General features: G+C 67.7%; 22 protein-coding genes. 12 read left to right on the top strand and 10 right to left on the bottom strand.

From position 1 onward, the window contains the following. The first annotated feature begins 84 nt into the window (after positions 1 to 84). Entirely contained in the window at positions 85 to 1,602 is a 1,518-nt protein-coding gene (locus ABAZ39_RS22070; protein ID WP_160174850.1) for a sensor domain-containing diguanylate cyclase, read from the top strand. 13 nt (positions 1,603 to 1,615) lie between these two features. Here the strand turns inward: ABAZ39_RS22070 and ABAZ39_RS22075 are convergent, their stop codons facing one another. Together ABAZ39_RS22075 and fliI are read right to left on the bottom strand one after the other, a co-directional pair. Beyond that, positions 1,616 to 2,053, bottom strand: a complete 438-nt coding sequence (locus ABAZ39_RS22075) for a flagellar FliJ family protein (RefSeq protein WP_035678541.1) — start codon at positions 2,051 to 2,053, stop codon at positions 1,616 to 1,618. After that, positions 2,050 to 3,396 carry a flagellar protein export ATPase FliI gene (gene fliI, locus ABAZ39_RS22080; RefSeq protein WP_014198319.1) on the bottom strand — a complete coding sequence of 449 codons (1,347 nt, stop codon included), beginning with the start codon at positions 3,394 to 3,396 and terminating at the stop codon, positions 2,050 to 2,052. Before fliI ends, ABAZ39_RS22075 begins: the two co-directional genes overlap by 4 nt. Positions 3,397 to 3,673: 277 nt before the next feature. Here fliI and ctrA point away from each other — a divergent pair, with 277 nt between their 5' ends. Next, positions 3,674 to 4,405, top strand: coding sequence for a response regulator transcription factor CtrA (gene ctrA, locus ABAZ39_RS22085; protein ID WP_040134966.1), 732 nt, complete (start codon positions 3,674 to 3,676; stop codon positions 4,403 to 4,405). A 98-nt stretch (positions 4,406 to 4,503) separates the two neighbouring features. Here the strand turns inward: ctrA and ABAZ39_RS37565 are convergent, their stop codons facing one another. Continuing rightward, positions 4,504 to 4,626 carry a DUF1127 domain-containing protein gene (locus ABAZ39_RS37565; RefSeq protein WP_204165731.1) on the bottom strand — a complete coding sequence of 41 codons (123 nt, stop codon included), beginning with the start codon at positions 4,624 to 4,626 and terminating at the stop codon, positions 4,504 to 4,506. A gap of 265 nt (positions 4,627 to 4,891) precedes the next feature. Here ABAZ39_RS37565 and gcvA point away from each other — a divergent pair, with 265 nt between their 5' ends. Further along, positions 4,892 to 5,797: a transcriptional regulator GcvA gene (gene gcvA / locus ABAZ39_RS22095; RefSeq protein WP_040134968.1), complete on the top strand. Its 906-nt coding sequence runs from the start codon at positions 4,892 to 4,894 to the stop codon at positions 5,795 to 5,797. A 28-nt stretch (positions 5,798 to 5,825) separates the two neighbouring features. Here gcvA and ABAZ39_RS22100 read toward each other — a convergent pair whose 3' ends face one another. From ABAZ39_RS22100 to ABAZ39_RS22125, 6 genes are all read right to left on the bottom strand, one after another. Then, a complete protein-coding gene (locus tag ABAZ39_RS22100) occupies positions 5,826 to 6,671 on the bottom strand; it encodes a CheR family methyltransferase (protein ID WP_040134971.1) in 846 nt (281 codons plus the stop codon). Beyond that, positions 6,668 to 7,768: a protein-glutamate methylesterase/protein-glutamine glutaminase gene (locus ABAZ39_RS22105; protein ID WP_051658355.1), complete on the bottom strand. Its 1,101-nt coding sequence runs from the start codon at positions 7,766 to 7,768 to the stop codon at positions 6,668 to 6,670. Before ABAZ39_RS22105 ends, ABAZ39_RS22100 begins: the two co-directional genes overlap by 4 nt. Positions 7,769 to 7,906: 138 nt before the next feature. Next, on the bottom strand, positions 7,907 to 8,272 hold the full coding sequence (locus ABAZ39_RS22110) for a response regulator (protein WP_014198312.1): 366 nt from the start codon (positions 8,270 to 8,272) through the stop codon (positions 7,907 to 7,909). A 48-nt stretch (positions 8,273 to 8,320) separates the two neighbouring features. Further along, a complete protein-coding gene (locus ABAZ39_RS22115; RefSeq protein ID WP_014198311.1) occupies positions 8,321 to 8,821 on the bottom strand; it encodes a chemotaxis protein CheW in 501 nt (166 codons plus the stop codon). Continuing rightward, positions 8,818 to 11,586, bottom strand: a complete 2,769-nt coding sequence (locus ABAZ39_RS22120; protein WP_040134976.1) for a hybrid sensor histidine kinase/response regulator — start codon at positions 11,584 to 11,586, stop codon at positions 8,818 to 8,820. The genes ABAZ39_RS22115 and ABAZ39_RS22120 overlap by 4 nt, the downstream gene beginning before the upstream one ends. Before the next feature lie 333 nt (positions 11,587 to 11,919). Next, complete coding sequence (locus tag ABAZ39_RS22125) at positions 11,920 to 12,564, bottom strand: histidine phosphotransferase family protein (RefSeq protein WP_040134978.1); 645 nt, start codon at positions 12,562 to 12,564, stop codon at positions 11,920 to 11,922. A 245-nt stretch (positions 12,565 to 12,809) separates the two neighbouring features. Between ABAZ39_RS22125 and ABAZ39_RS22130 the strand changes: the two genes are divergently transcribed. From ABAZ39_RS22130 to ABAZ39_RS22145, 4 genes are all read left to right on the top strand, one after another. Beyond that, positions 12,810 to 12,992, top strand: coding sequence for a DUF3553 domain-containing protein (locus ABAZ39_RS22130; protein WP_014198307.1), 183 nt, complete (start codon positions 12,810 to 12,812; stop codon positions 12,990 to 12,992). Next, positions 12,989 to 13,375 (top strand): c-type cytochrome, encoded by a 387-nt coding sequence (locus tag ABAZ39_RS22135; protein ID WP_051658356.1) that lies wholly within the window; start codon positions 12,989 to 12,991, stop codon positions 13,373 to 13,375. The genes ABAZ39_RS22130 and ABAZ39_RS22135 overlap by 4 nt, the downstream gene beginning before the upstream one ends. Before the next feature lie 117 nt (positions 13,376 to 13,492). Continuing rightward, positions 13,493 to 15,913 carry a penicillin acylase family protein gene (locus ABAZ39_RS22140; protein ID WP_040134981.1) on the top strand — a complete coding sequence of 807 codons (2,421 nt, stop codon included), beginning with the start codon at positions 13,493 to 13,495 and terminating at the stop codon, positions 15,911 to 15,913. Further along, positions 15,910 to 17,175, top strand: coding sequence for a threonine ammonia-lyase (locus ABAZ39_RS22145; RefSeq protein WP_051658357.1), 1,266 nt, complete (start codon positions 15,910 to 15,912; stop codon positions 17,173 to 17,175). Before ABAZ39_RS22140 ends, ABAZ39_RS22145 begins: the two co-directional genes overlap by 4 nt. Positions 17,176 to 17,187: 12 nt before the next feature. Here the strand turns inward: ABAZ39_RS22145 and ABAZ39_RS22150 are convergent, their stop codons facing one another. Continuing rightward, entirely contained in the window at positions 17,188 to 17,667 is a 480-nt protein-coding gene (locus ABAZ39_RS22150; protein ID WP_040134983.1) for a flavin reductase family protein, read from the bottom strand. Positions 17,668 to 17,895: 228 nt separating this feature from the next. On the opposite strand from ABAZ39_RS22150, the gene ABAZ39_RS22155 reads away from it, so the two are divergent. The 5 genes from ABAZ39_RS22155 (at position 17,896) to ABAZ39_RS22175 (ending at position 23,213) form a co-directional block, all read left to right on the top strand. Then, complete coding sequence (locus ABAZ39_RS22155) at positions 17,896 to 18,957, top strand: flagellar motor protein MotB (RefSeq protein WP_040134986.1); 1,062 nt, start codon at positions 17,896 to 17,898, stop codon at positions 18,955 to 18,957. 231 nt (positions 18,958 to 19,188) lie between these two features. Then, on the top strand, positions 19,189 to 20,655 hold the full coding sequence (locus tag ABAZ39_RS22160; protein WP_040134988.1) for a circularly permuted type 2 ATP-grasp protein: 1,467 nt from the start codon (positions 19,189 to 19,191) through the stop codon (positions 20,653 to 20,655). Beyond that, positions 20,652 to 21,629, top strand: coding sequence for an alpha-E domain-containing protein (locus ABAZ39_RS22165; RefSeq protein WP_040134990.1), 978 nt, complete (start codon positions 20,652 to 20,654; stop codon positions 21,627 to 21,629). Before ABAZ39_RS22160 ends, ABAZ39_RS22165 begins: the two co-directional genes overlap by 4 nt. Positions 21,630 to 21,707: 78 nt before the next feature. Beyond that, a complete protein-coding gene (locus ABAZ39_RS22170) occupies positions 21,708 to 22,448 on the top strand; it encodes an arginyltransferase (protein WP_040134992.1) in 741 nt (246 codons plus the stop codon). 225 nt (positions 22,449 to 22,673) lie between these two features. Continuing rightward, complete coding sequence (locus ABAZ39_RS22175) at positions 22,674 to 23,213, top strand: TRAP transporter small permease subunit (protein ID WP_040134993.1); 540 nt, start codon at positions 22,674 to 22,676, stop codon at positions 23,211 to 23,213. Positions 23,214 to 23,228 lie beyond the last annotated feature (15 nt).

Raw genomic sequence — 23,228 nt, forward strand, 5'->3', positions numbered from 1 at the left:
CGCGTCCAAACCCTCTGGGCGCGCGTTGGGCTTCGCGCACGCCTCGAAGCCTTCATTCTGCTCGCCCTTCTTCCGATGGTGGGCTTGGTCGTCGTCCTTCTGCTTCAAGAACGCAATCAGGACATCGAGCGGGCGCGCGATGCCACCCGTCTGCTGGCGGACCGCGGGGCGCAGCAGCAGGCGCAGATCGTTCAGCAGGCGCATAGCGTCCTCCAGCTTCTCACCCTGGTCCCCGACATCCGGGAGGCGAGCCCCGACCGTTGCGCGACGATGTTGAAACAGGCGACCGACCTTTATCCTTGGAGCACCGGCTTTGGGGTGTTCAACCCCGATGGCAACCTGTTGTGCAGCAGCAACAGGAGCCGGCCCATGAACGTGGCCGACCGTGATTATTTCCGCGAGGCTCTGGCGACGCGCGGCTTCACGGTCAGCAACTTCCTGATCGGACAGAACAGCAAGCAACCCCGCGTGGTCGCGGCCCTGCCGATTCTCGGCGACGATGGTTCGGTCATCCGCGTCCTGCTGGCCGGGGTGGACTTGAACTGGCTTGCGGAACTGTCCGTCGAAATCGCTCATGAATCCGGTGGAACCGTATCGCTGTTCGATTCCGAAGGGACGATCCTCGCGCGCGTGCCGGACCCGCAGGGGATTGTCGGGCGATCGATGACCGATCACCCGATGGTGCGAAAAATCATGGAGGAGGAGGCCGGGATCATCGAGGACGACGGTCTGGACGGCATTCCCCGGATCAGCGGATTCTCGACCCTGGAGGAAACAGGCGCCAAAATCGTCGTCGCCGTCGCGCGCGACGACATCCTGGCCGCGGCCGACCGGAACCTGTTGCTGGGAACCGGCGTCATGGCCGGCGTGGTGCTGCTGATCGTCGGCGGGGTCTGGGTTCTGATGGAGGTGATGGTCCTGCGCCGCCTGCGGGATCTCAAGGCGTCGGCGGCGTTCCTGTCGTCGGACCTCTTCGATCCCCATGCCCCCTGTATGCCCGCGCCGGTCCACCCGACCGAATTCAGCCAGGTCGCCCAGGCCATGCGGACGATGGGACGGACGCTGAGCGCCATCGCCTTCGAGGACCGCCTGACCGGGCTCGCCAACCGGCGCTTCTTCGAGGCCCATGTGGAGCGCCTTCGGGAGCAGCCGGCGCAGGATCAGACCGCGGTCGCCATCCTCTACATCGATCTCGACGGGTTCAAGCCGATCAACGACCAGCATGGGCACCACACCGGCGATCTGGTGTTGAAGGAGATCGGCGACCGGCTGGCCCGTTGCGTGCGCCAGGGGGATTTCGCCGCGCGCCTCGGCGGCGACGAATTCGCGGTGCTGCTCTCTCTGGCGGACGGCCATCAGGCGCACTACGCCATGGACGTGGCGCGACGGATCATCAACAGCGTCTCCGCTCCGATCACCGCCGACGGGCTCGACGTCGGGATCGGGTGCAGCATCGGGGTCGCGCTCTGGCCGGCGGACGCCGCGGACCTATCCGTGGCGCTCCAGCACGCCGACCGGGCGCTGTACGCCGCCAAACGCGCCGGCCGCGCGCGCGTGGTGTCCTATTCGGATCTCCCCACCGACAACGCCATGGTCGATTGAACAGCTCGGGTCGTCAGGTTTCCAGTTCGCTTTCTTCCCGCTGCCGGCGGCGGAAGCCGACCAGAGCGGTCTCGTCCAGCATGTTGGCCTCCTTGCGCTTGAGCTTTTCCTTCTCGCGCTTCAGCCGCTCTTCCTCGGCCAGCTCGTAGCGCTTCAGCTCCTGGAAGGCTTCGGCCATCTCGTCGGTGGCGACGGCGATCTGGGCCTCCACCTGCCCCATGGACTGGGTCAGCCGCTTGCCGCGCTCCATCGCCGCCTGGATGTAGTTGCTGTAGGTGAAGGCGTATTCGACGTTGCCGCGGGCGGTGTCGCGCTCCGCCGCGATCTCCTCCTTCAGCCGCTCGATCTCGGCCTGAAGCCGGTCCGCGAGATTCTGCAGCTCCGCCAGCGCCCGGCGCTTCTCGTCGAGCTTCCATTTCTGGAGGCGGATGATGGTCTTCAGACTGCTCATTCTTGCGGCGGCCATTGTTCAATGCCGAAGATGGCGGCAAGCTGGGCGTAGCTGTTGTCGAGGTCGGTCGCCTCGCGCTTGCCCTGCTTGAGGAATGCCTCCAAAGCCGGCTGGAAATGGATGGCCTCGTCCACCTGCGGGTCGGTGCCCTTGCGGTAGGCGCCGAGGCGGATCATCTCCGCCATGTTATCGTATGACGACATCAGCCGCCGCGCGTGGTTCACCAGCTCGTTCTCCATGGGAGAGTTGCAGCCGGGCATGGTGCGCGACACGCTGCGCAGGATGTTGATGGCCGGATAGCGCCCACGCTCGCCGATCTGGCGCTCCAGGACGATGTGGCCGTCCAGGATGCCGCGCACGGCGTCGGCGATGGGTTCGTTGTGATCGTCGCCTTCCACCAGCACGGTGAACAGGCCGGTGATGGAGCCCGACCCGCTGAGGCCCGGCCCGGCGCGTTCCAGCAGGCGCGGCAGCTCGGCGAAGACGGTCGGGGGGTAGCCCTTGGTCGTCGGCGGCTCGCCGGCCGACAGGCCGATCTCGCGCTGGGCCATGGCGAAGCGGGTCACGCTGTCCATCATGCACAGCACGTTGCAGCCGGCGTCGCGGAAGGCCTCCGCCACGGCCAGCGTCATGTAGGCGGCCTGACGGCGCATCAGCGGCGCCTCGTCGGAGGTGGCGCAGACCACGACGCTGCGCGCCAAGCCCTCCTCCCCGAGATCCTCGGTAATGAATTCCTGAAGCTCGCGCCCGCGTTCGCCGATCAGCCCGATCACCGCGACCTCCGCGCCGGAGAAGCGGGCGAGCATCGACATCACCGACGACTTGCCGACGCCGGAGCCGGCGAAGATGCCCATGCGCTGGCCACGGCAGCAGGTGAGGAAGGCGTTGATGGCGCGGATGCCCAGGTCCAGCTTCTCGCCCACGCGGGCGCGGGAATGGGCGGGCGGCGGGTTGTTGCGGATGGGAACGCCGTGCGTTCCCTTGGGCAGCGGCCCCTTGCCGTCCACCGGCTCGCCCAGCGCGTTGATGACGCGGCCGAGCCACGCCTCCGTCGGGAAGACCATGGGCTGGCTGTCCGAAACCAGCGCGCGGCAGCCCAGCCCGACCCCGTCGATGGAGCCGAAGGGCATCAGCAGCGCGCGGCCCTGGCGGAAGCCCACCACCTCGCAGGGGACCTGCCGGCCGTCGCGGGATTCGACGATGCAGCGGCCGCCCACCGACAGCTCCTTCTCGATTCCCCCGACCTCGACCAGCAGGCCGAGCACGGCGGTGACCCGCCCGAACCGGCTGCAACCGGAGACGGACTCGATTTCCTGAAGGATGCGGGCGACGTCGGCGGGCACGGTCTTGCGGATCAGCGGACGGAATTGGGACGGGTGAGCCGGGTGCGGACGGCGCAATTTGCGGTGGGCTCGAAGTCCGCCACCATGCCGCCCGCGTCATGCTCGTCCAAAAACATTAACGTTAAATGAAGTGCTATGCCTCTGGCGTTAAGCTGAATCGTCTGTTAACTTGTGTAAACGGACGCACCGATCTGTTAAGGGAATTGGTTAAGGAACTGCGGGAAAGCAACGCCGCATCGGAAGCCAGAAACGCGCCATCTAACATCGGGATACCGCCATGAGGGTTCTGCTGGTCGAAGACGACTCCTCCACGGCCAAGAGCATCGAACTGATGCTCCAGTCGGAAGGCTACATCGTCGACTCTACCGACCTCGGTGAGGATGGGCTCGAAATCGGCAAGCTGTACGATTACGACATCATCATCCTCGATCTGATGCTGCCGGACATCGACGGCTACGAGGTGCTGCGCCGCCTGCGCGCCGCCCGTGTGACCACGCCGATCCTCATTCTTTCCGGCCTGTCGGAACTGGACCACAAGATCAAGGGTCTGGGCTTCGGCGCCGACGACTACCTGACCAAGCCCTTCGACAAGCGCGAGCTGATCGCCCGCATCCAGGCCATCGTCCGCCGCTCCAAGGGCCATTCCGACAGCATCATCCGCACCGGTCGTCTGACCGTGAACCTGGACACCCGCACGGTGGAGGTGGACAACCAGCCGCTCCATCTGACCGGCAAGGAATACGGCATCCTGGAGCTGCTGTCGCTGCGCAAGGGCACGACCCTGACCAAGGAGATGTTCCTGAACCATCTCTATGGCGGCATGGACGAGCCGGAGCTGAAGATCATCGACGTCTTCGTCTGCAAGCTGCGCAAGAAGCTGGCCGCGGCGACCCAGGGCGACAACTACATCGAGACGGTGTGGGGCCGCGGCTATGTGCTGCGCGACCCGCACGAGGAGGCGTCCCCGATCCCGCGCGTCCCGCACCAGCAGGCCCAGGCGGCCGGCTGACCGCCGACCGCCCATCACGGTTAACATTCATGCCGGTGAGCGGCGGGCTCAGGCCCGCCGCCATCCGCAGTCATTCCAGCGCAGTCATTCCGGCGCAGTCATTCCTGCCAGAACGCCTTGTCGGCTTCGCGGCGGGCGTCCGTGCGGCTCAGCCCAACGTCGCGCAGGAGATGGTCGTCCAGCGCTGCCAGGGAGCGGCGCTGCCGGTGGCGCTCGATCATTCCCAGCACCTCCCCGAGCGCCCGCTTCACAAACCCCTGCGCGCCGTCAGTTCCGGCGTGTCCGAGGGACAACATGCCCCGGTCTGCGGAAACGGCGCCCAGCGCTCTCCTGCTCATGATCCGACACTCCGCTTGATGAATTCCGTTCCCTAGGAATGCACCCGGAAGCGGCTTGTCCGCAAAGGATGGTTTCTCTAACCTGCATGAGAGAATTTCATGCGGTCGGGCAACAATCCGGCGGCAACAATCCGGCGGATGCGGACCCATGCAGATCCCTCCCCTCAACGGCCTGCGCGCCTTCGAAGCGGCGGCGCGCCATCTCAGCTTCACGCGCGCGGCGGAGGAGCTGAACGTCACCCAGAGCGCGATCAGCCACCAGATCCGCACGCTGGAGGATCGGCTGGGCATCCGGCTGTTCCGCCGGCTGAATCAGGCGCTGGTGCTGACCGACGCCGGCCAGCTCCTGCTGCCCAGCGTGCGCGACGCCTTCGCGCGGCTGGCCACCGGCCTTGAGCGGGTGATGGAGCATGAGCGCTCGGGCGTGCTGACAATGAGCGTCTCGCCCTCCTTCGCCAGCCGCTGGCTGATGAGCCGCATCGGCCGCTTCCGCGCCCGCCACCCGGAAATCCACCTGCGCATCAGCGTCAGCCAGCACGAGATCGATTTCGAGCGCGAAGCCGACATCGACATAGGGCTTCGCCATGGCCTGGGGGTGTGGGAGGGCTTGCGGGCCGACCGCTTCCTCGACGACGCGGTGTTCCCGGTGTGCAGCCCGGCGCTGCTTCAGGGGCCGACGCCGCTGCGGCAGCCAGCCGACCTGCACCACCATGTCCTGGTCGAGGAGACCGGCCACAGCTATTGGGCGACCTGGCTGGCCATGGCCGGGCTCGGCGATCTGAAGCCAAGCTCCGAGATGGTCTTCGACGAGATCGGCATCGCCATCGAGGCCGCCGAGAACGGCCAGGGCATCGCGATGGCGCGCGGCACCCTGGTGTTGGAAGAGCTGGCGAGCGGGCGGCTGACCCGGCTGTTCGACCTCGCCCTGCCGGGAGACTTCGGTTACTACCTCGTCTGCCCGGAGGTAACCGCCGACCGGCCCAAGATCGCCGCCTTCCGCCGTTGGATCATGGAGGAAGGCGCCGCCGACCGTCTCACCGTCACACCACCCTGATCACACCGCCCTAATCAGACGGCCCTGATCAGACGGCTGCCCGGAGCCCGCTCGGCACCTGGAAACCACCCAGGCTGTAGAGGCCGCGCTGGCCTTCCACCGGCTTGAAGCGGTCGGTGATGCCCAGCACGGTTTCCGCACCGCCCAGATAGAGCACGCCGTCCTGCGGCATCTGGCGGGCGATCGCCTCCAGCACCTTGGTCTTGGTCGGCTGGTCGAAATAAATCAGCACGTTGCGGCAGAACACGATGTCGAACTGCCCCAGCGTGGACAGGTCGCCCAGCAGGTTGAACTCGCGGAAGGAGGCCATCTGGCGAAGCTGCTGGCTGATCTGCCACTTGTCGCCCTGCTGCTTGAAATGCCTCACCAGCATTTGAATCGGCAGGCCGCGCTGCACCTCGAACTGGGTGTAGATGCCCGACTTGGAGCGTTCCACCATCTCCGCGGAGATGTCGGTGCCGACGATCTCGATCCGCCAGCCGGCCAGCTTCGCCGCGTCCTCGCTCAGCAGCATGGCCAGCGAGTAGGCCTCCTGCCCGGACGAGCAGGCCGCCGACCAGATGCGGATCGATCGCTTGGCGGCACGCGCCTCCAGCAGCTTGGGCAGGACGATCTGCTTGAACTGGTCGAAGGGCTTCTGGTCGCGGAAGAAGGACGACTCGTTGGTCGTCATCGCCTCCGTGATGTCGCGCAGCAGCGCTTCGTCCTTGCGCGTCCGCACGGTGGAGGCCAGTTCCTCCAGCCCCTTCATGTTCCACTTGCGCGCCACCGGCATCAGCCGGGATTCGAGCAGGTAGGCCTTGTCCCGGGTCAGGACCAGACCGGAACGCTGCTTGAGCAGCGTGGAGAACATGTCGAAATCTTCGACTCTCATGCTGCCCTCGATGCGAACTTGCGGATGTAGGGACCGATTTCCTTGAGCGGCAGCACCGCGGAGCAGATGCCCGCCTGGGCGACGGCGCCCGGCATGCCCCACACGACGCTGGACGCCTCGTCCTGCGCGATCAGGGTGCCGCCGGCGTTCACCACCTCGGTGCAGCCCTTCAGCCCGTCCTGCCCCATGCCGGTCAGGATGCAGGCGAGAACCTTGCGCCCGCCGAAGGCGCGGAGGATGGACCGCATCATCGGGTCCACCGCCGGGCGGCAGAAATTCTCGGGCGGATCCTTGGTCAGCGAAATCACGTTGGCGCCCGCACGCTGGGTCACCAGCATGTGGAAGTCGCCCGGCGCGATGTAGCAGCGCCCCGACACGACCGGCTCGCCGTCCTTCGCCTCCTGGGCGTTCAGCCCGCACTGGCGGGTGATGTGCTCGGCCAGGATGGTGGTGAAGGTCGCCGGCATGTGCTGGGTGATCAGGATCGGCTGGGTGACGCCGGTCTTCAGATGGGCCAGCACCTCGAACAGCGCCTGCGGGCCGCCCGTGGAGCTGCCGATGGCGATCACGTCCGGCTTGACCTGGCCGACGGAGCCGACGGCGGGGGCCGGGCGCAGCGTGACGGGCGGCGCCTCGCGCTTCAGGAAGGCGGCGGGCACCGGGGTCAGCGGGCGCAGCTCGCCGCGGGTGCGGGAGCCGGCGCGGCGGGCCGCGGCGCCCAGTGCCTTGACCTTGGACACCAGCTCACGCTTGAAGGCGTCCGCCCCGCCGATCTCACGGGTGGAGGTCGGCTTGGGGATGTAGTCGGCGGCCCCAGCGGACAGGCAGCGCATGGAGATGTCGGCCCCGCGCAGCGTCAGCGTGGAGGCCATGATGATCTTCACCTGCGGCGCCACCGCCAGCAGCTTCGGGATGGCCGTCAGACCGTCCATCACCGGCATCTCGATGTCGAGGACGATGACGTCGAGCGAGTTGCGCTGCAGGGCGTTGACCGCCATCTGGCCGTCGCCGACCGACGCGACCACGCGGATTTCGGTATCGCCTTCCAGCGCGCGGGTCAAAAGGCCACGGATCACGGCGGAATCGTCGACCACCATCACCCGGACGGGATCGCCGCCGCCCGCGCCGGTGGGATGGCCCGCCGGTGCGGGGGGAGGAGGTCTGCCGAAACGATCGGACATAACGCAATCAGCCTTTCAGGGTCGGAACGGTGCGCGGTGCGGTGGTCCCGCCCGTCACAGCAGCCCGACCTGCTCGAACTTGGTCTGGATGATGTCGCTGTCGAACGGCTTCATGATGTACTCGTTCGCCCCGGCGGACAGCGCCTCCTGGATGTGGGCGAGGTCGTTCTCCGTCGTGCAGAACACGACCTTGGGAATGTCCCCGCCGCTCATCTTGCGCAGGCGGCGCAGGAACTCGATGCCGGTCATCACCGGCATGTTCCAGTCCAGCAGGATGGCGTCCGGCATCTTCTGCGCGCAGGCCTCCATGGCCTGCTTGCCATCCTCCGCCTCGGTGCAGGCGAAGTGCAGCTCTTCCAGGATCTTTCGCGCGACCTTGCGGACCACGCGGCTGTCATCGACGACCAGACAAACTTTCATGGTGAACGGGCCTCAGGCTTCGCTTTGCACACCGACCGGGGTTTCGCCTCAGGCCGCTTCCATCGTGGTGAAGTTCAGCAGACGCGGCACGTCCAGGACCACCATGAGCTGGCCGTTCAGGCGATAGATGCCCGTGGACACCTCGCGCCAGCGCGGGTCGAGGGTGGCCGGGTTGCGCTCGAAGTCATCGTTGGAGAGGCTCAGCACCTCCCCCACCGAATCGACCATCAGGCTGTAGAGTTCGCCGCGCAGGTCCACCACGATGGACATGCCCGGCTTGTCCTTCGGGCGCGACGTCAGGCCGAGCCGCAGGCGCACGTCGATGGCGGTGACGATGCGCCCGCGCAGGTTCAGCGAGCCGGCGACCTCCGGCGGGGCCAGCGGGATGCGGGTGATCCGCTGGTGCCCCAGAACGTCCTGGACCTGGAGGACCGGGATGCCGAACAGCTGGTCGGCGATCGTCATGGTCACATAGTCCTGGCTGCCACCGGAGGTGATCTCGTCGCCCTTGGACTTCTTGGTGGTGGCGGGCAGCTTGGCGTTGCTCATGCGGCACCTTTCTGCTCGGACAGGGTCTGCTGCAGCGCGTACAGCAGAGCGTCACGGTCGAACTTGGCGACATAGTCGGTGAACCCGGCCTGACGGCCGCGGTCGAGGTCGCGCGGGGAGGCGTGGCTGGACAGGGCGACCATCGGCGTGCCGCTCCAGCGGGTGCCGCCCTGGCGGACCGCCTCGGCGAAGTCGAAGCCGCTCATCCCCGGCATCTCGATGTCGGAGACGATGACGTCGAAGTCCTCGCCCGCCTCGCACAGCGCCAGCGCCTCGTTGGCGTTCTCCACGGCGGTGACGTCGTAGCCGGCGACCGACAGCAGCGGGGTCAGCAGGTTGCGGAAGAAGGGGCTGTCGTCGACCAGCAGCACACGCTGGAGCGTCCTCTCCTCCTCGTAGCCGTCGGTCGAGGACGAGCCGAACCAATCCTTGTAGGCTTGGGTCAGGAAGAAGCCCGCGTCGAGCACGTCCGTCGCCTTGCCGGCGATGATCGCCGAGCCCATCAGGCCCGGACGGTCGGCGGTGAGCTGCACCACCAGACGCTCCTCCACGATGTCGACGATCTCGTCGACGATCAGGCCCATCGACCGGTCGCCGTCGGCGAAGACCAGAACCGGCTGGCGGCCTTCCTGGCCGATCATGAAGCCCGGGTCGATCGGCACCAGCGGCATCAGCTTGCCGCGGTACTGCACCACCGGCATGCCGTTGGACGATTCGACGCTGGCGAGGTCCACATCCTCCAGGCGAGCGACCAGCGACAGCGGCACCGCCTTCGGCGCGCCGGCCCCGGCGCGGAACAGCAGGAGGGCCATCTTGTCCTCCTGGCGGGTCGCCTGGACGGAGGTCGCCTCCTTCGACATGGTCTCGCCCATGGCCATCTCGCCGGTCGCCGACGCGATGCCGTTGGGGTCGAGGATCATGATGACCGAGCCGTCGCCGAGGATGGTGTTGCCCGAGAACATCTCGATGTGGCGCAGGATCGGCGCCACCGGCTTCACCACGATTTCCTCGGTGTCGAACACGCGGTCGACCATGATGCCGAAGGTGTAGGTGCCGACCTGCGTGACCACGATGAAGGTCTCGTCGGTCTTCTTCTCGCCGCCCTCCTGGTCGTCCAGCCGCAGCAGCTCCTGCAGCGAGACCAGCGGCAGCAGGCGGTTGCGCAGGCGCAGGACCGGCGTGCCCTTCAGCCGCTCGATGGTGTGCTCGCTGTCGGCGGCGGCGCGCACCAGCTCGACCACGCTGATCTGCGGGATGGCGAAGCGCTCGCCGGCGCACTCCACGATCAGGGCGGAGACGATGGCCAGCGTCAGCGGGATCTTGATGACGAAGGTCGAGCCCTTGCCCTGCTGGGACTTGATCTCGATCGTGCCGCCGATCTTCTCGATGTTGGTCTTGACCACGTCCATGCCGACGCCGCGGCCCGACACGTTGGTGACCTTCGCCGCGGTCGAGAAGCCGGGCTTCATGATGAACTGGATGATCTGCTGGTCGGACATCGCCGCCAGCTCGCCTTCCGAGGCCATCCCGTTCTGGATCGCCTTCTGCTTGATGCGGTCGATCGCCAGGCCCTTACCGTCGTCCTGGATCTCGATGATGATGTGGCCGCCCTCGTGATAGGCGTTCAGCGTGATGCGGCCGGTCTCCGACTTGCCCGCGCGCACGCGGTCGGCGGGCACCTCCAGGCCGTGGTCGGCGGAGTTGCGCACCATGTGCGTCAGCGGGTCCTTGATCAGCTCCAGCACCTGGCGGTCCAGCTCGGTGTCGGCACCGAGCATCTGGAGGTCGATCTTCTTGCCCAGTTCGTGCGACAGGTCGCGCACCAGACGCGGCAGCTTGGCCCAGGCGTTGCCGATGGGCTGCATGCGCGTCTTCATGACGCCTTCCTGCAGCTCCGACGTCACGTGGTTCAGGCGCTGCAGCGGGGCGGCGAACTCGCTCTCCTTCTGCGACCGCAGGATCTGGAGCAGCTGGTTGCGGGTCAGCACCAGCTCCGACACCATGGTCATCAGGTTTTCGAGCAGGTCCACGTTGACGCGGATGGTCTGCGCGGCGACTGCCGATTCCTTGGTCGCGGCCTCGCCGCCCGCACCGGCGCCCGACGCGGCCTCCGCGGCGGGAGCGGGCATCTTGGCGGCGGCGGGGACCGGATCGGGGTCCGGGACCACCAGATCGTGCGAGGGGGCGGGCTCTTCCGCCGGCTCCGCGGCGACCGGGGCCAGCGCGGTGCTGGTCGGGCCGGGGGTGGCGTTCCAGATCGCCTCAAGCTCGTCCAGCGTGAGGTTCCCCGAGGAGGAGACCGGGACCTCCTCCGCCGCCGCGACCGCGGGGGCCGGCGGCGGCACCGGGGCCGCGGCGGGCTTGGCCGGGACGGCGGCGGCACCCAGCTTGCCTTCGGCGCACAGGTTCAGCCGCTCGATCAGCGGCAGGTCGTCGCCCGGCGGCTCCGCCTCCGTCGCCTCCAGCACCGCCAGCAGGCTCTTGATGGTGTCCAGCGCCTGAAGGATCAGCGAGACCGCTTCGGGGTTGATGGTCAGTTCCCCGTCGCGGAACTTGCCCAGAACGTTTTCCGAGGCGTGCGCGACCTTTTCCAGGCGCGGCAGGCCGAGGAAGCCGCAGGTGCCCTTGATGGTGTGCACCAGACGGAAGATGTTCGACAGAAGTTCCGGATTGTTGGGATTCTGCTCCAGACGGACCAGTTCCACGTCGAGAACCGACAGGTTCTCGTTGGTTTCCGTCAGGAATTCGGAGAGCAGATCATCCATGTCGCGATCCCCACGCCCGCAATTGTATCCGTTTCCGGCCGGCCGTCCGGATGGCGGCGTGCGCGACGCCGCCGGTACGGGCCTTTCCAGCTACGGTGGGAGCCTGTCAAACACTGATTAAGAGAACCTTACCTCCTTCGATACCACTCTTGGGCTCCGCCGTCATGCCGGGCCACCCGGCCCAAGGTCACAGCCCGCAAGGCCGGTGCCGGCGCGGCAGCCTATGGCCGTCACGCACGTTCCACGCAGCCATGGCGAAGCGCCGCGCGCCGGAACGGCCGCGGTTTGAAGCACGTCATCATTGCGCGGATTAAGCCCCGGGCGGGGGCCGCGTCACCACTCGACGGTGAAGACCAGCCGGTCCGGCCCGGCCGGGGTGGCGGCGACCCGGTAGCCGTCATCCTCCGCGAAGCGCCCGGTCATGTAGGCGTGGATGCTGCGCGGGGTCAGGTCGGCGGCGGCCACCGTGCCGGCCAGCGCCGCCGCGGACTCGTCCTTGAGGGCGCCGGGGCGCCCGGCGGCGGTGATGGTGAAGCGCCCGGCCTGCTCGTCCCCCTCCGCCGCGACGGTGATGATGCCGCCGTGGGTCAGCGCCTCGTCGGCCAGGATGATGACGTTGAGCAGCACCTTCGCCGCCCCGCGCTTGAAGGCGAGCTGGTCGTTCGGCACCCCCGCCGGCCAGTCCAGCGTGGTGCGCCCGCCCTCCAGCAGCCCCTGCGCGGAGGAGCGGGTGTCGCCGAAGCCCTTCTGCTCCCGCCCGGCGAGGCCGTAAGCCAGACGGAAGACGCGCAGCCGCCGGTCGGCCTGCCCGGAGGAATGCTCGATCAGCTTCACTGCCTCGCCTAGGAAGCCGCCGGCGGGCTCGTCCTCCATCTCCTCGATCAGCTCCAACCCGTTGCGGATCGCTCCCACCGGGCTCACGAGGTCGTGGCAGATGCGGGAAGCGACAAGCTCGATCACGCGGATGTCCAGCGGCACGGGGGGTCTCCAGATCGTTGATGGCCGACCGTCGGCGAACCGGGTTGGCGACCATGGCCGCAGCCCAGGGAACGTCGTCCAGGAACTTCCCCCGGCCGGGCGGCATTCTGTTGCATGCCGGCGTCCCATGGGGATGGCCGGCGGCGACGTTCGTTTGTATCATTCCAAGAGCGCGGATGCCGCCGCTTTTCCACGGTCATCCCGCGAAAGCGATAACCAATTCCAGCGGATTCAGGAGGCGCGGCATGGACGATTCATTGGTTCCCGGCGCCTGGGTGCGCCACCCCGCCCGTCCCGACTGGGGGTTGGGGCAGGTGCAGTCGGCCATCGGCGACCGCGTCACCGTGAATTTCGAGAATGCCGGGAAGCTGCTCATCAACACGTCCGTGGTCGCGCTGACCGTCACCGATCCAGACGACGCGCCATGAGCGGGAAACTGCCGCTGGCCGCCCTCCTCCTGCTGGCCGCCGGCAGCCCCGCGCTGGGCGACAACGCGCCCGATCCGGAGCGCGGCAAGGCGCTGTTCCGCGCCTGCGCCTTCTGCCACACGCTGACTCCGGACGGCGGCAACCGCGCCGGCCCGACGCTATGGCGGCTGTTCGGGCGCCCCGCCGGGGCGGTGGAGGGCTATCACTACTCCCCGGCGCTGAAGGGCAGCGGCATCGTCTGGGACGAGGCGGCGGTGGGCCGGCTGTTCGAGATCGGCCCCGACGTGATGACCCCCGGCAGCAAGATGCCGATGCAGACCATCACCAGCGCGGCCGACCGCCGCGATCTGGTCGAATATCTGAAGGAAGCCACGGCGCCGTAAGTCCGGATTGCGAGGCCCGCAAGCGGAATTGAGGAGCATGGCCCCGGGCGGCCCCCATCCCCATCTCTGTCTGTCGAACCCCCTTTCCGGGCCCCTTTTCCGAGCTGTGGTTTCCCGATGATTCCCCGCGCCGTTCGCAAGCCCCTGGCCATCCTGGTCGCCGTTATCGCCCTGGTGGTCGTGGTGCCGGTGCTGGGGGCGGGTGGGTTCCTGCTGTGGCTTCGCCAGCAGACCCCGGCCTATGAGGGCGCCGCCACCGTCCCTGGGCTGGAAAGCCCGGTGGAGATCCTGCGCGACCGCAACGCCGTCCCGCACATCTTCGCCGCCACCGAGCGGGACGCCTATTTCGCGCTCGGCTACGTCCACGCCCAGGATCGGCTGTGGCAGATGGAGACGATGCGGCGCAGCGGCGCCGGGCGTCTGGCCGAACTGGTCGGCACGCGCTTCGGCGACTGGGCGCTGCGGCTCGACCGCTCCATGCGCACGCTGGGCGTCTACCGGCGGGCCGAGGAGGCCTATGAGGAGCTGTCGCCGGAAGCCCGCACGGCCTTCGACGCCTACGCCGTCGGGGTCAACGCCTGGATGGAAACGCGCCGCGAGGCGCTGCCCATCGAGTTCCAGCTCCTGCGCCACACGCCGGAGCCCTGGCGGCCCGCCGACAGCCTCGTCTGGGGGAAGCTGATGGCGCTCCAGCTCTCCGGCGATTCGCGGGACGAGCTGTTCCGCGCCAGCGCCCTGAAAAGCCTGACGCCGGAGCAGATGCGCGACCTGTTCCCGGACTCCGACCCCACCGCCCCGGTGACCCTGGCGGCCGCGCTCGACGGCCTGGATCTGCAAAAGGCGCTGGCCGCCCTGCCCGACCTCGGCTTCGACACCGCGTCCAACGAATGGGCACTGACCGGGGCGCGCAGCGCGACCGGCAAGCCGATCATCGCCAACGACCCCCATCTCGGGCTGGAGGCGCCGATCCTTTGGTATCTGGCGCGCATCGTGACGCCGGAACACCGCATCGCCGGGGCGACCATCCCCGGCGTGCCGCTTCACATCCTGGGGCACAACGGGCGCGTCGCCTGGGGCTTCACCACCACCCACAGCGACACCCAGGACCTGTTCATCGAGAAGCTCGACCCGCAGGACCCTGGCCGCTACCTGACGCCGGACGGCAGCGCCGACTTCGAGACCCGCCAGGAGACGATCCGCATTGCCGGCCAGCCGGACGAGACGCTGACGGTGCGCGAGACGCGGCACGGCCCGGTGCTGACCACGCCGGACGCCGCCGACGCGGCGCCCGAAGGCCATGTGCTGGCGCTGGCCTTCCCCGGCCTGTCCGCCGCCGACACCACGGCGGAGGCGCTGTACCGCCTCAACCATGCCGCCGACGCCGCGGCGGTGCGCGAGGCGCTGTTCCTCCACGTGGCACCGCAGCAGAACGTCGTCTACGCCGACACGGCGGGGACGCTGGGCTTCCTGTCGCCGGCGCTGGTCCCGGTGCGGCGCGGCGGCGACGGGCGCGTTCCGGTGCCGGGCTGGACCGGCGAGTACGACTGGATCGGCTACATCCCCTTCGACGCGCTGCCCCAGGCGGTCGATCCGCCGTCGGGCCAGTTCGTCAACGCCAACAACGCGGTGGTCGGCCCCGGCTACCCCTACGCCCTGGCGACCGAATGGCCGGACCCTGCCCGCGCGGAGCGGATCGTGCACATGCTGGGCGACGGCCCACACACGGTGGAGGAGGTCACCGCCCAGCAGATGGATGAGCTGTCCCTGCCGGCGCGCGACCTGCTGCCGCTGATGCTGGAGCCGCTGCGCAGCGTGCCCGATCTCAATGGGCAGGCCCGCGCCGCGCTGGACCGGCTGGCCGGCTGGGACGGGCGGATGGACCGCGACCGGGCCGAGCCGCTGATCTTCTCCTGGTGGGAGCGGGAGCTGGTGCGCAGCGTCTTCGCCGACGAGTTGGGGCCGCTGTTCCAGAGTTACTGGGACCTGCGCCCGCGCGCCCTGCACCGCGTGCTGACCCAGGCGCCCCAATGGTGCGACGACCGGACGACGCCGGCCCGCGAGGACTGCACCGTCATGCTCGCCGGCTCCCTGAAATCGGCGCTGGCGGAGATCGAGCGGCGCCACGGCGCGGACATGAACGGCTGGCGCTGGGGGGCCGAGCACAAGGCCGCCCTGAACCACCGGCTGCTCGGTCGGGTGCCGCTGCTGGGTTCGGTGTTCGACCTGTCGATCCCGACCGGCGGCGGCGCCTTCACCGTCAACCGCGGCACCACCCGCGTGCGCGACCCGCAGGACCCCTTCTCCCACGTCCATGGTCCGGGGCTGCGCGCGGTCTATGATCTGGCGGACCTCGGCAACTCCCGCTTCTCCATCGCCACCGGCCAGTCGGGCAACCCGCTGTCGCCCCATTGGGGGGATCTGGTGCAGGGCTGGCGCGACGGGGTGGGCCTGCGGCTGGCCGGCGACCGCGGCACGCTCGCCCGCGACGGCGCCACGCTGCTGACGCTTTCCCCCACCCGTCCAGGGAGTTCGCCATGACCGAGGCTACACCGTCTCCGAACCCGCCCCTGACCCTGCCCCTGACCCTGCCCCTGACCCTGGACGACGTCCGCGCCGCCGCCGCCCGGATCGGCAGCCACCTCCCCGTCACCCCCACCGAAGCCTCGCCCCGCCTGTCGGAGATCACCGGCTGCTCGGTGGTGCTGAAGCTGGAGAACCAGCACCTCACCGGCTCCTTCAAGGAACGCGGGGCGCTCAACAAGCTGCTGTCACTGGGCGAGGCGGAACGGCGGGCCGGGGTGATCGCCATGTCGGCGGGCAACCACGCCCAGGCGGTGGCCTGTCACGCGACACGGCTGGGCATCCGCTCGGTCATCGTGATGCCGTCCTTCACCCCCTTCACCAAGGTGGAGCGCACGGAAAGCCTCGGCGCGCGGGTCGAACTGCACGGCGAGACTCTGAGCGACGCCGCGGCCTACGCCCAGGAGCTGGCGGCGCGCGAGGGGCTGGTCTTCGTGCATCCCTACGACGACCCGCTGATCGCCGCCGGCCAGGGCACCGCCGCCCTGGAACTGCTCGACGCCGCGCCGGACCTGGACATGCTGGTGGTGCCGGTGGGCGGCGGCGGGCTGATCGGCGGCATGGCGGTGGCGGCCAAGGCGCTGAAGCCGGACATCGCGGTGATCGGGGTGGAGTGCGCCATGTTCCCGTCAATGCGCCAGGCGCTGGCCGGGCAACCCATCACCTGCGGCGGCGCCACCATCGCCGACGGCATCGCGGTGAAGGCCCCCGGCGCCGTCACCCTGCCGCTGGTCCGCCGGCATGTGGACGCGGTGGTCGAAGTGGGCGAGCCGCGGCTGGAGGAGGCCGTCTACCGCCTCGCCACCGTGCAGAAGCTGGTCGCCGAGGGGGCCGGGGCGGCGGGTCTGGCCGCGGTGCTGGACGATCCGGAGCGGTTCCGCGGCAAGCGGGTGGGCATCGTGGTGTCCGGCGGCAACATCGACGCGCGCATCCTGGCGCAGGTGCTGACGCGCGGGCTGGTCTATGAGGGGCGCATGGTGCGGCTGCGCATCGGCATCACCGACGCTCCCGGCGCGCTCGCCCGCGTCGCCCGCCTGCTCGGCGAGGCCGGCGCCAACATCGTCGAGGTGCACCACCAGCGCCTGTTCCACGACGTGCCGGTGCGCATGGCCGAGATCGACGTGGTGCTCGAAACCCGCGGGCGCAGCCACGTCCAGCGCCTCGTCGCCCACATGGAGGATGCGGGCTTCCCGACGGAACTGATGACGGATATCTCCTGAACCGGTCCCGGCTCAGGGAAGCTGCGCATAGGCGCCGCGGAAGTAGAGCAGCGGCTTCCCGTCCTCGCTGCCCGACAGGCGGCGCACACGGCCCACGATGATGACGTGGTCGCCGCCGTCATAGACATGCTCACGGTCGCATTCCAGGGTGGCAAGGCAGCCGGTGAGGATCGGCACGCCGCTGTCCCAGCGCTCCACTCCCACCCCGTCCCAGCGCTCCTGCAGGTCGCGGCGCGAGAAGCGGTTGGACAGCTCCGCCTGGTCTTCGGCCAGGATGTTCACCGCGAAGGAGGGCGCGGCGGTGAAGGCCTCGAACGACATAGCCGCCCGGCCCAGGCAGAACTGCACCAGCGGCGGGTCGAGCGACACCGACGAGAAGGAGTTCACGGTCACGCCGATCGGCTCGCCGTCCGGTGCGACGGTGGTGACCACGGCGATGCCGGTGGCGAAGCATCCGAGGGCGTTGCGGAAGGCCCGAGAGTCGATGGTCATGGCGGCCTGTGTGGGCTCGTCGGTTATTGGGGCGAGGGTGCGGCGGCGAAACAGCGGGATTAACCCAGCCGGACCCTTGGCGCAAGCCGCATCTGTCCCGGACCGTCCGGAAGCGGGCGGAAGCCGCCATGCGCCGCATTAAATGGATCTTAAGGATAACGCTTCACCCTTCGGGTGCCCGCACGGACCACGAATTCCCGACCACAGGGCCCCACTCAGCAAGGCTTCATGTCAGCGAACCCGTCCGGCGGCGAACAGCCGATCATCATCAAGAAGAAGAAGGGTGGTCATGGCGGCCACCATGGCGGCGCCTGGAAAGTGGCCTATGCCGACTTCGTGACGGCAATGATGGCCTTCTTCCTGCTGCTGTGGCTGCTCAACGTCACCACGTCGGACCAGCGCAAGGGCATCGCGGACTATTTCTCGCCCAGTTCGGTCAGCCGCGAAACCTCCGGGTCCGGCGGCATGCTGGGCGGGCGCACCATCACAGCACCCGGCGCCCAGATGTCCCCCTCCTCCCCGATGTCCGCCGACGTCCCGGTCTCCGGCCCGCCCGGCAACTCGACCCAGGAGGACGACGAGGCGAACGACCCGACCGACGCCGCCCCGCCTCCGCCCGCCTCGACCGCCGAACAGAAGTCCAACGAGTCGCGGCTCGACTACCAGAAGCGGCTGGAGGAGCAGGCCAAGCAGCTCGGCATTCCCGGCCAGAAGCCGGGCGAGCGGCTGTCCGACTTCGCGGAGCGCGTGAAGGAGGGCGGCGAGAAGCTGCAGGACGCCCAGAAGGAGGCCCGCCAGTTCCAGCAGGCCGCCACCGAGATCCGTCAGGCCATCCAATCCGTGCCGGAGCTGGAGCCGCTGGCCCAGAACCTGATGATCGACCAGACGCCCGAGGGCCTGCGCATCCAGATCGTCGACCAGGACCGCGTCTCGATGTTCCCCGGCGGCTCGGGTCAGATGTACCCGCAGACCCGCCAACTGGTCATGCAGGTGGCCAAGGCGCTCGCCAAGCTGCCCAACAAGCTGTCGATCAGCGGCCACACCGACGGCATCCCCTTCACCTCCGGGGCCGGACGCGACAACTGGGACCTGTCCACCGAACGCGCCAACGCCACGCGCCGCGCCCTGATCGCCGGCGGCATCCCGGAGGAGCGCGTCCAGGACGTGATCGGCCGCGCCGACCGCGATCTCCTCGTGCCCGACCAGCCGGGCAGCCCGCGCAACCGCCGCATCAGCATGGTGCTGCTGCGCGAAAGCAAGACCACAACCCCGCCCGCCGCCACGAATTGATACCAAAGCCGATGATGAGTTGGTACCAAGGCGTTAGTTCCTTGCCTTTGAACGTACCCCTTCTTGTTTTGTCGATGCGCCGCACAACGCGGGGAATGTTTGCCCTGTTCAAAAGGCGAAGCGATGGTTCATACTTCGCGGCAGACACCATTGCCATACGGCATCGGTCAATCAAGGGCGTTAGCTGCGGGGGAGTCTGTGAGCGTACCCGAAGGCAAGGCGACTGACCTTTTGACGAACTATGATCCCGGCCTTTACTACGACGAATTGTTCGGAGGCCGTGATTATCCAGCCGAGCACTCGGCGCTGATCCGGCAGAGACTGGCCGGTCTGAACTTCGGGGATCTGTTGCGGCGGTCGCAGGACGCCGAACGTGAACTGTACAATCTGGGCATCACCTTCCTCGTTTACTCGAACAAGGACGCGGTGGACCGGATCCTTCCCTTCGACATCATTCCCCGGGTGATCTCGGCCAAGGAATGGGCGCATCTGGAGGCGGGAATCACCCAGCGCGTCACGGCGCTGAACCTGTTCCTCCACGACATCTACCACGACCAGAAGATCCTCAAGGACGGGGTGGTCCCGGCCGACCTCGTGCTGGGCAACGGCTGCTTCCGGCCGCAGATGGTCGGGCTGGACGTGCCGTTCGACACCTACATCCACATCATGGGCACGGATCTGGTTCGCGACCGCGAAGGGACCTTCCGCGTGCTGGAGGACAATGGGCGCGTGCCGTCCGGCGTGTCCTACGTGGTCGAGAACCGCCACATGATGCAGCGCGTGTTCCCCGACCTGATGCAGGACATCGGCATCCGTCCGGTGGACAATTACGGGCACAAGCTGCTCGACGCGATGATGGAGATCGCGCCGCAGGACGTGGCTGACCCGCAGGTCGTGCTGCTGTCGCCCGGCTCCTACAACTCCGCCTATTTCGAGCACATCTTCCTGGCGCGCGAGATGGGCGTGCCGCTGGTCGAAGGCCGCGATCTGGTGGTGGAAAACGACCGCGTTTACATGAAGACCACCAACGGTCTGGCGCGAGTCGATTCGATCTACCGCCGCATCGACGACGCCTTCATCGACCCGAAGGCCTTCAACCCGGACAGCATGCTGGGCGTGCCGGGCCTTCTGGAGGCCTACCGCAAGGGCAACGTGGCGCTGGCCAACGCCATCGGCACCGGCGTGGCGGACGACAAGGCGATCTACTGCTACGTCCCGCGGATGATCAAATACTACCTGGACCAGGAGGCGATCATCCCCAACGTGGACACGCGCATCTGCCGCGAGGCCGACGCGCTGCAGTACACGCTGGACAACCTGGACAAGCTGGTGGTGAAGCCGGTCGGCGAGGCCGGCGGCTATGGCATCACCATCGGCCCGCGCGCCAGCAAGGAGGAGTTGGCGGATTGCCGGGCCAAGCTGCTGGCCGATCCGTCCAACTACATCAGCCAGCCGGTGGTCGACCTGTCGGTCTGCCCCACCGTGACCGACGACGGCATCGATCCCCGCCACGTCGATCTGCGCCCCTTCGCCATCACGGGCAAGAACACCTGGGTGCTGCCCGGCGGCCTGACCCGCGTGGCGCTGAAGAAGGGCACGCTGATCGTCAACTCGTCGCAGGGCGGCGGATCCAAGGACACCTGGGTACTCCAAGATGGGGTACTCCAGGATGGGTCACAGGAAGGGAGCGCGTCGTGAATCTGCTGGCCCGTTACGCCGAATGCATTTTCTGGATGGCGCGCTACATGGAGCGCGCCGAGAATCTCGCCCGGATCCTGGACGTGCATGAGACCTTCGCGCGCGACACGCGGGGGATGACCAACTGGTTCTCCATCGTCCAGCTCAACGCCGACGAGAAGGACTTCTTCAGCCGCCACGACCGCCCCACGGCGGAGGCGGTGGTCCATTACTACATGTTCGACACCCAGCACACGAACTCGCTGGTCTCCATGCTGCGCATGGCGCGGGAGAACGCCCGCGTCCTGCGCCCCTGGATCTCCACCGAGATGTGGACGCAGATCAACGTGTTCCACAACAAGCTGGTGGAGATGAACGGCAAGGACGTGGCCCTGCCCAACCTGTCCAAGGTCTGCACCTGGATCAAGGAGGAGTGCCAGACCCACACCGGCATCACCGAGGGCACCTTCTACCGCGACCAGGGCTGGTACTTCTACCAGCTCGGCAAATACATCGAACGGGCGGACCAGACCACGCGCCTGCTCGACATCAAGTACCACACGCTGCTGCCCTCCCCCGTCGTGGTCGGCTCGACCCTGGACATGAGCCAGTGGACGACGGTGCTGCGCTCGGCCGCCGGGTACCACGCCTTCCGGCGCGTCTACCCGCGCGGCATGTCGCCCACCACGGTCGCCGGCTTCATGATGTTCAACGAGGGCTTCCCACGATCGGTTGTGATGTGTGTGCGACAGATCGACGGCCTCTTGACCCGCCTGAAATCCCGTTACACCCTGCGCAACGGCAGTGAGGCGATGGAGAAGGTGGACGAACTGCTCGGCGCGCTTCTGACCCGCCCGATCGAGGAGGTGATCCAGCTCGGCCTGCACGAGTATCTGGATGGCGTGCAGGCCCAGCTCTGCGGCATCACCAACGAGATCGGACGCGCCTTCTTCGGCCAGGACACCGCCACCATGACCCAGAGCCAGTCCCAGTAGTCTTCGTTCAACACCTCTCCAGCCGCCGAACCCCAACAGCCGACCCACGGGCCGGTGATTCAGAAGTCAGCCAGCCCGATGTCGGTCATCCAGCCGCAACTCCGCCCGCTCCAGCAGTTCTTCCGGTCCGGGCCGATGCCCTGCCCCTATCTGCCGGGACGGGTGGAGCGCAAGCTGTTTACCCGGCTGTTGGGTCCCTATTCGGCGGAGGTCAATTCCACCCTGTCGCGCGCCGGCTTCCGGCGCAGCCACGACATCGTCTACCGGCCGGTCTGCCCGAACTGCCAGGCCTGCGTCCCGGTCCGCATTCCCGTGGGGGCCTTCACCCCGACCCGGTCGCAGAAGCGCGTTCTCCGCGGCAACGGCGATCTGACCCTGGCGGAGGCCGCCGCCGCCGCCACGACGGAGCAGTACCGGCTGTTCTCGCTCTACCAGAACTCCCGCCACGGCGAATCCGACATGGCACGCATGGCGATGGCCGATTTCGCCGCCATGATCGACGAGGGCCGGGCCGACACCAGCCTGCTCGAAGCCCGCGACGCCGAGGGGCGGCTGGTCGGCTGCATGCTGACCGACCGCCTGACCGACGGCTACTCCGCGGTCTACAGCTTCTACGACCCCCGCCAGGACCGCCGCAGCCTGGGCAGCTTCATGATCCTCAGCCTGCTGGAGCGCGCCCAGGCGGACGGCTTGCCCTACGTGTATCTCGGCTATTGGATCGCCCAGAGCCGCAAGATGGCCTACAAGGCCAAGTTCCGCCCCCTGGAGGCGTTGGGCCGCGACGGCTGGTTCCGCCTGCCCAACGATCCGACTGACTGACGGGCTGTCGGCCGGATTGCTTGCGATCGGAGACTATTGGGGCAATCACGTATAAAGGCTTTCAAGCTCTTGCGCTGTCGGGGCGTCCTGCGGAATATTGCCGCAGCAAACACCCCATGGTGTTACCATAAAAGATTGAACCGGCGCCCAGCGCCACCGTTCACAGGGCAACAAAAGGAACGGATCGGGCAGAGACCCGGTCCCAACCAACAGGGAGGCTCTCCGTTGAGGTTCCTGCTCCGAATCAGCGGGCTGATCGATGCTGTCAACGACGGCATCGGCAAACTCGTCTATTGGCTGGTGCTGGTCGCCGTGATCGTCAGTTCCGCCAACGCGGTCATCCGCTACAGCCTGCATTACAGCTCCAACGCCTGGCTTGAGCTGCAATGGTACCTGTTCTCCGCAGTGTTCCTGTTGTGCTCGGGCTACACGTTCCTGCGCAACGAACACATCCGCATCGACATCGTGCTGGGCCGCTTCTCCAGGCGCGTCCAGTGCATGGTGGACATCTTCGGGATCCTCTTCTTCCTGTTCCCGATGGCCATCCTGATCATGTGGCTCTCCTGGCCGATGTTCTGGGACAGCTTCATCACCAAGGAAATGTCGAGCGACGCCGGCGGCCTGATCCGCTGGCCGGTCAAGATCCTGGTTCCCGCCGGTTTCTTCCTGCTGACCATGCAGGCGGTGTCCGAGCTGATCAAACGCATCGCCTTCCTGGCCGGTCTCATTGACCAGCCCGGCGAGAAGATGCACAGCCACTCCTAAGAGACCGGGAACCAC

Origin of the sequence: Azospirillum argentinense (assembly GCF_000632475.1) — a bacterium.
Taxonomy (GTDB): domain Bacteria; phylum Pseudomonadota; class Alphaproteobacteria; order Azospirillales; family Azospirillaceae; genus Azospirillum; species Azospirillum baldaniorum.

Excerpts from the sequence above, each read along its gene's own strand:
- ABAZ39_RS22075 (WP_035678541.1), bottom strand. The coding sequence starts at position 2,053 with ATGAGCAGTCTGAAGACCATCATCCGCCTCCAGAAATGGAAGCTCGAC.
- ctrA (WP_040134966.1), top strand. The coding sequence starts at position 3,674 with ATGAGGGTTCTGCTGGTCGAAGACGACTCCTCCACGGCCAAGAGCATC.
- ABAZ39_RS37565 (WP_204165731.1), bottom strand. The coding sequence starts at position 4,626 with ATGATCGAGCGCCACCGGCAGCGCCGCTCCCTGGCAGCGCTGGACGAC.
- gcvA (WP_040134968.1), top strand. The coding sequence starts at position 4,892 with ATGCAGATCCCTCCCCTCAACGGCCTGCGCGCCTTCGAAGCGGCGGCG.
- ABAZ39_RS22100 (WP_040134971.1), bottom strand. The coding sequence starts at position 6,671 with ATGAGAGTCGAAGATTTCGACATGTTCTCCACGCTGCTCAAGCAGCGT.
- ABAZ39_RS22105 (WP_051658355.1), bottom strand. The coding sequence starts at position 7,768 with ATGGTGGTCGACGATTCCGCCGTGATCCGTGGCCTTTTGACCCGCGCG.
- ABAZ39_RS22110 (WP_014198312.1), bottom strand. The coding sequence starts at position 8,272 with ATGAAAGTTTGTCTGGTCGTCGATGACAGCCGCGTGGTCCGCAAGGTC.
- ABAZ39_RS22115 (WP_014198311.1), bottom strand. The coding sequence starts at position 8,821 with ATGAGCAACGCCAAGCTGCCCGCCACCACCAAGAAGTCCAAGGGCGAC.
- ABAZ39_RS22120 (WP_040134976.1), bottom strand. The coding sequence starts at position 11,586 with ATGGATGATCTGCTCTCCGAATTCCTGACGGAAACCAACGAGAACCTG.
- ABAZ39_RS22130 (WP_014198307.1), top strand. The coding sequence starts at position 12,810 with ATGGACGATTCATTGGTTCCCGGCGCCTGGGTGCGCCACCCCGCCCGT.
- ABAZ39_RS22135 (WP_051658356.1), top strand. The coding sequence starts at position 12,989 with ATGAGCGGGAAACTGCCGCTGGCCGCCCTCCTCCTGCTGGCCGCCGGC.
- ABAZ39_RS22140 (WP_040134981.1), top strand. The coding sequence starts at position 13,493 with ATGATTCCCCGCGCCGTTCGCAAGCCCCTGGCCATCCTGGTCGCCGTT.
- ABAZ39_RS22145 (WP_051658357.1), top strand. The coding sequence starts at position 15,910 with ATGACCGAGGCTACACCGTCTCCGAACCCGCCCCTGACCCTGCCCCTG.
- ABAZ39_RS22150 (WP_040134983.1), bottom strand. The coding sequence starts at position 17,667 with ATGACCATCGACTCTCGGGCCTTCCGCAACGCCCTCGGATGCTTCGCC.
- ABAZ39_RS22155 (WP_040134986.1), top strand. The coding sequence starts at position 17,896 with ATGTCAGCGAACCCGTCCGGCGGCGAACAGCCGATCATCATCAAGAAG.
- ABAZ39_RS22170 (WP_040134992.1), top strand. The coding sequence starts at position 21,708 with ATGTCGGTCATCCAGCCGCAACTCCGCCCGCTCCAGCAGTTCTTCCGG.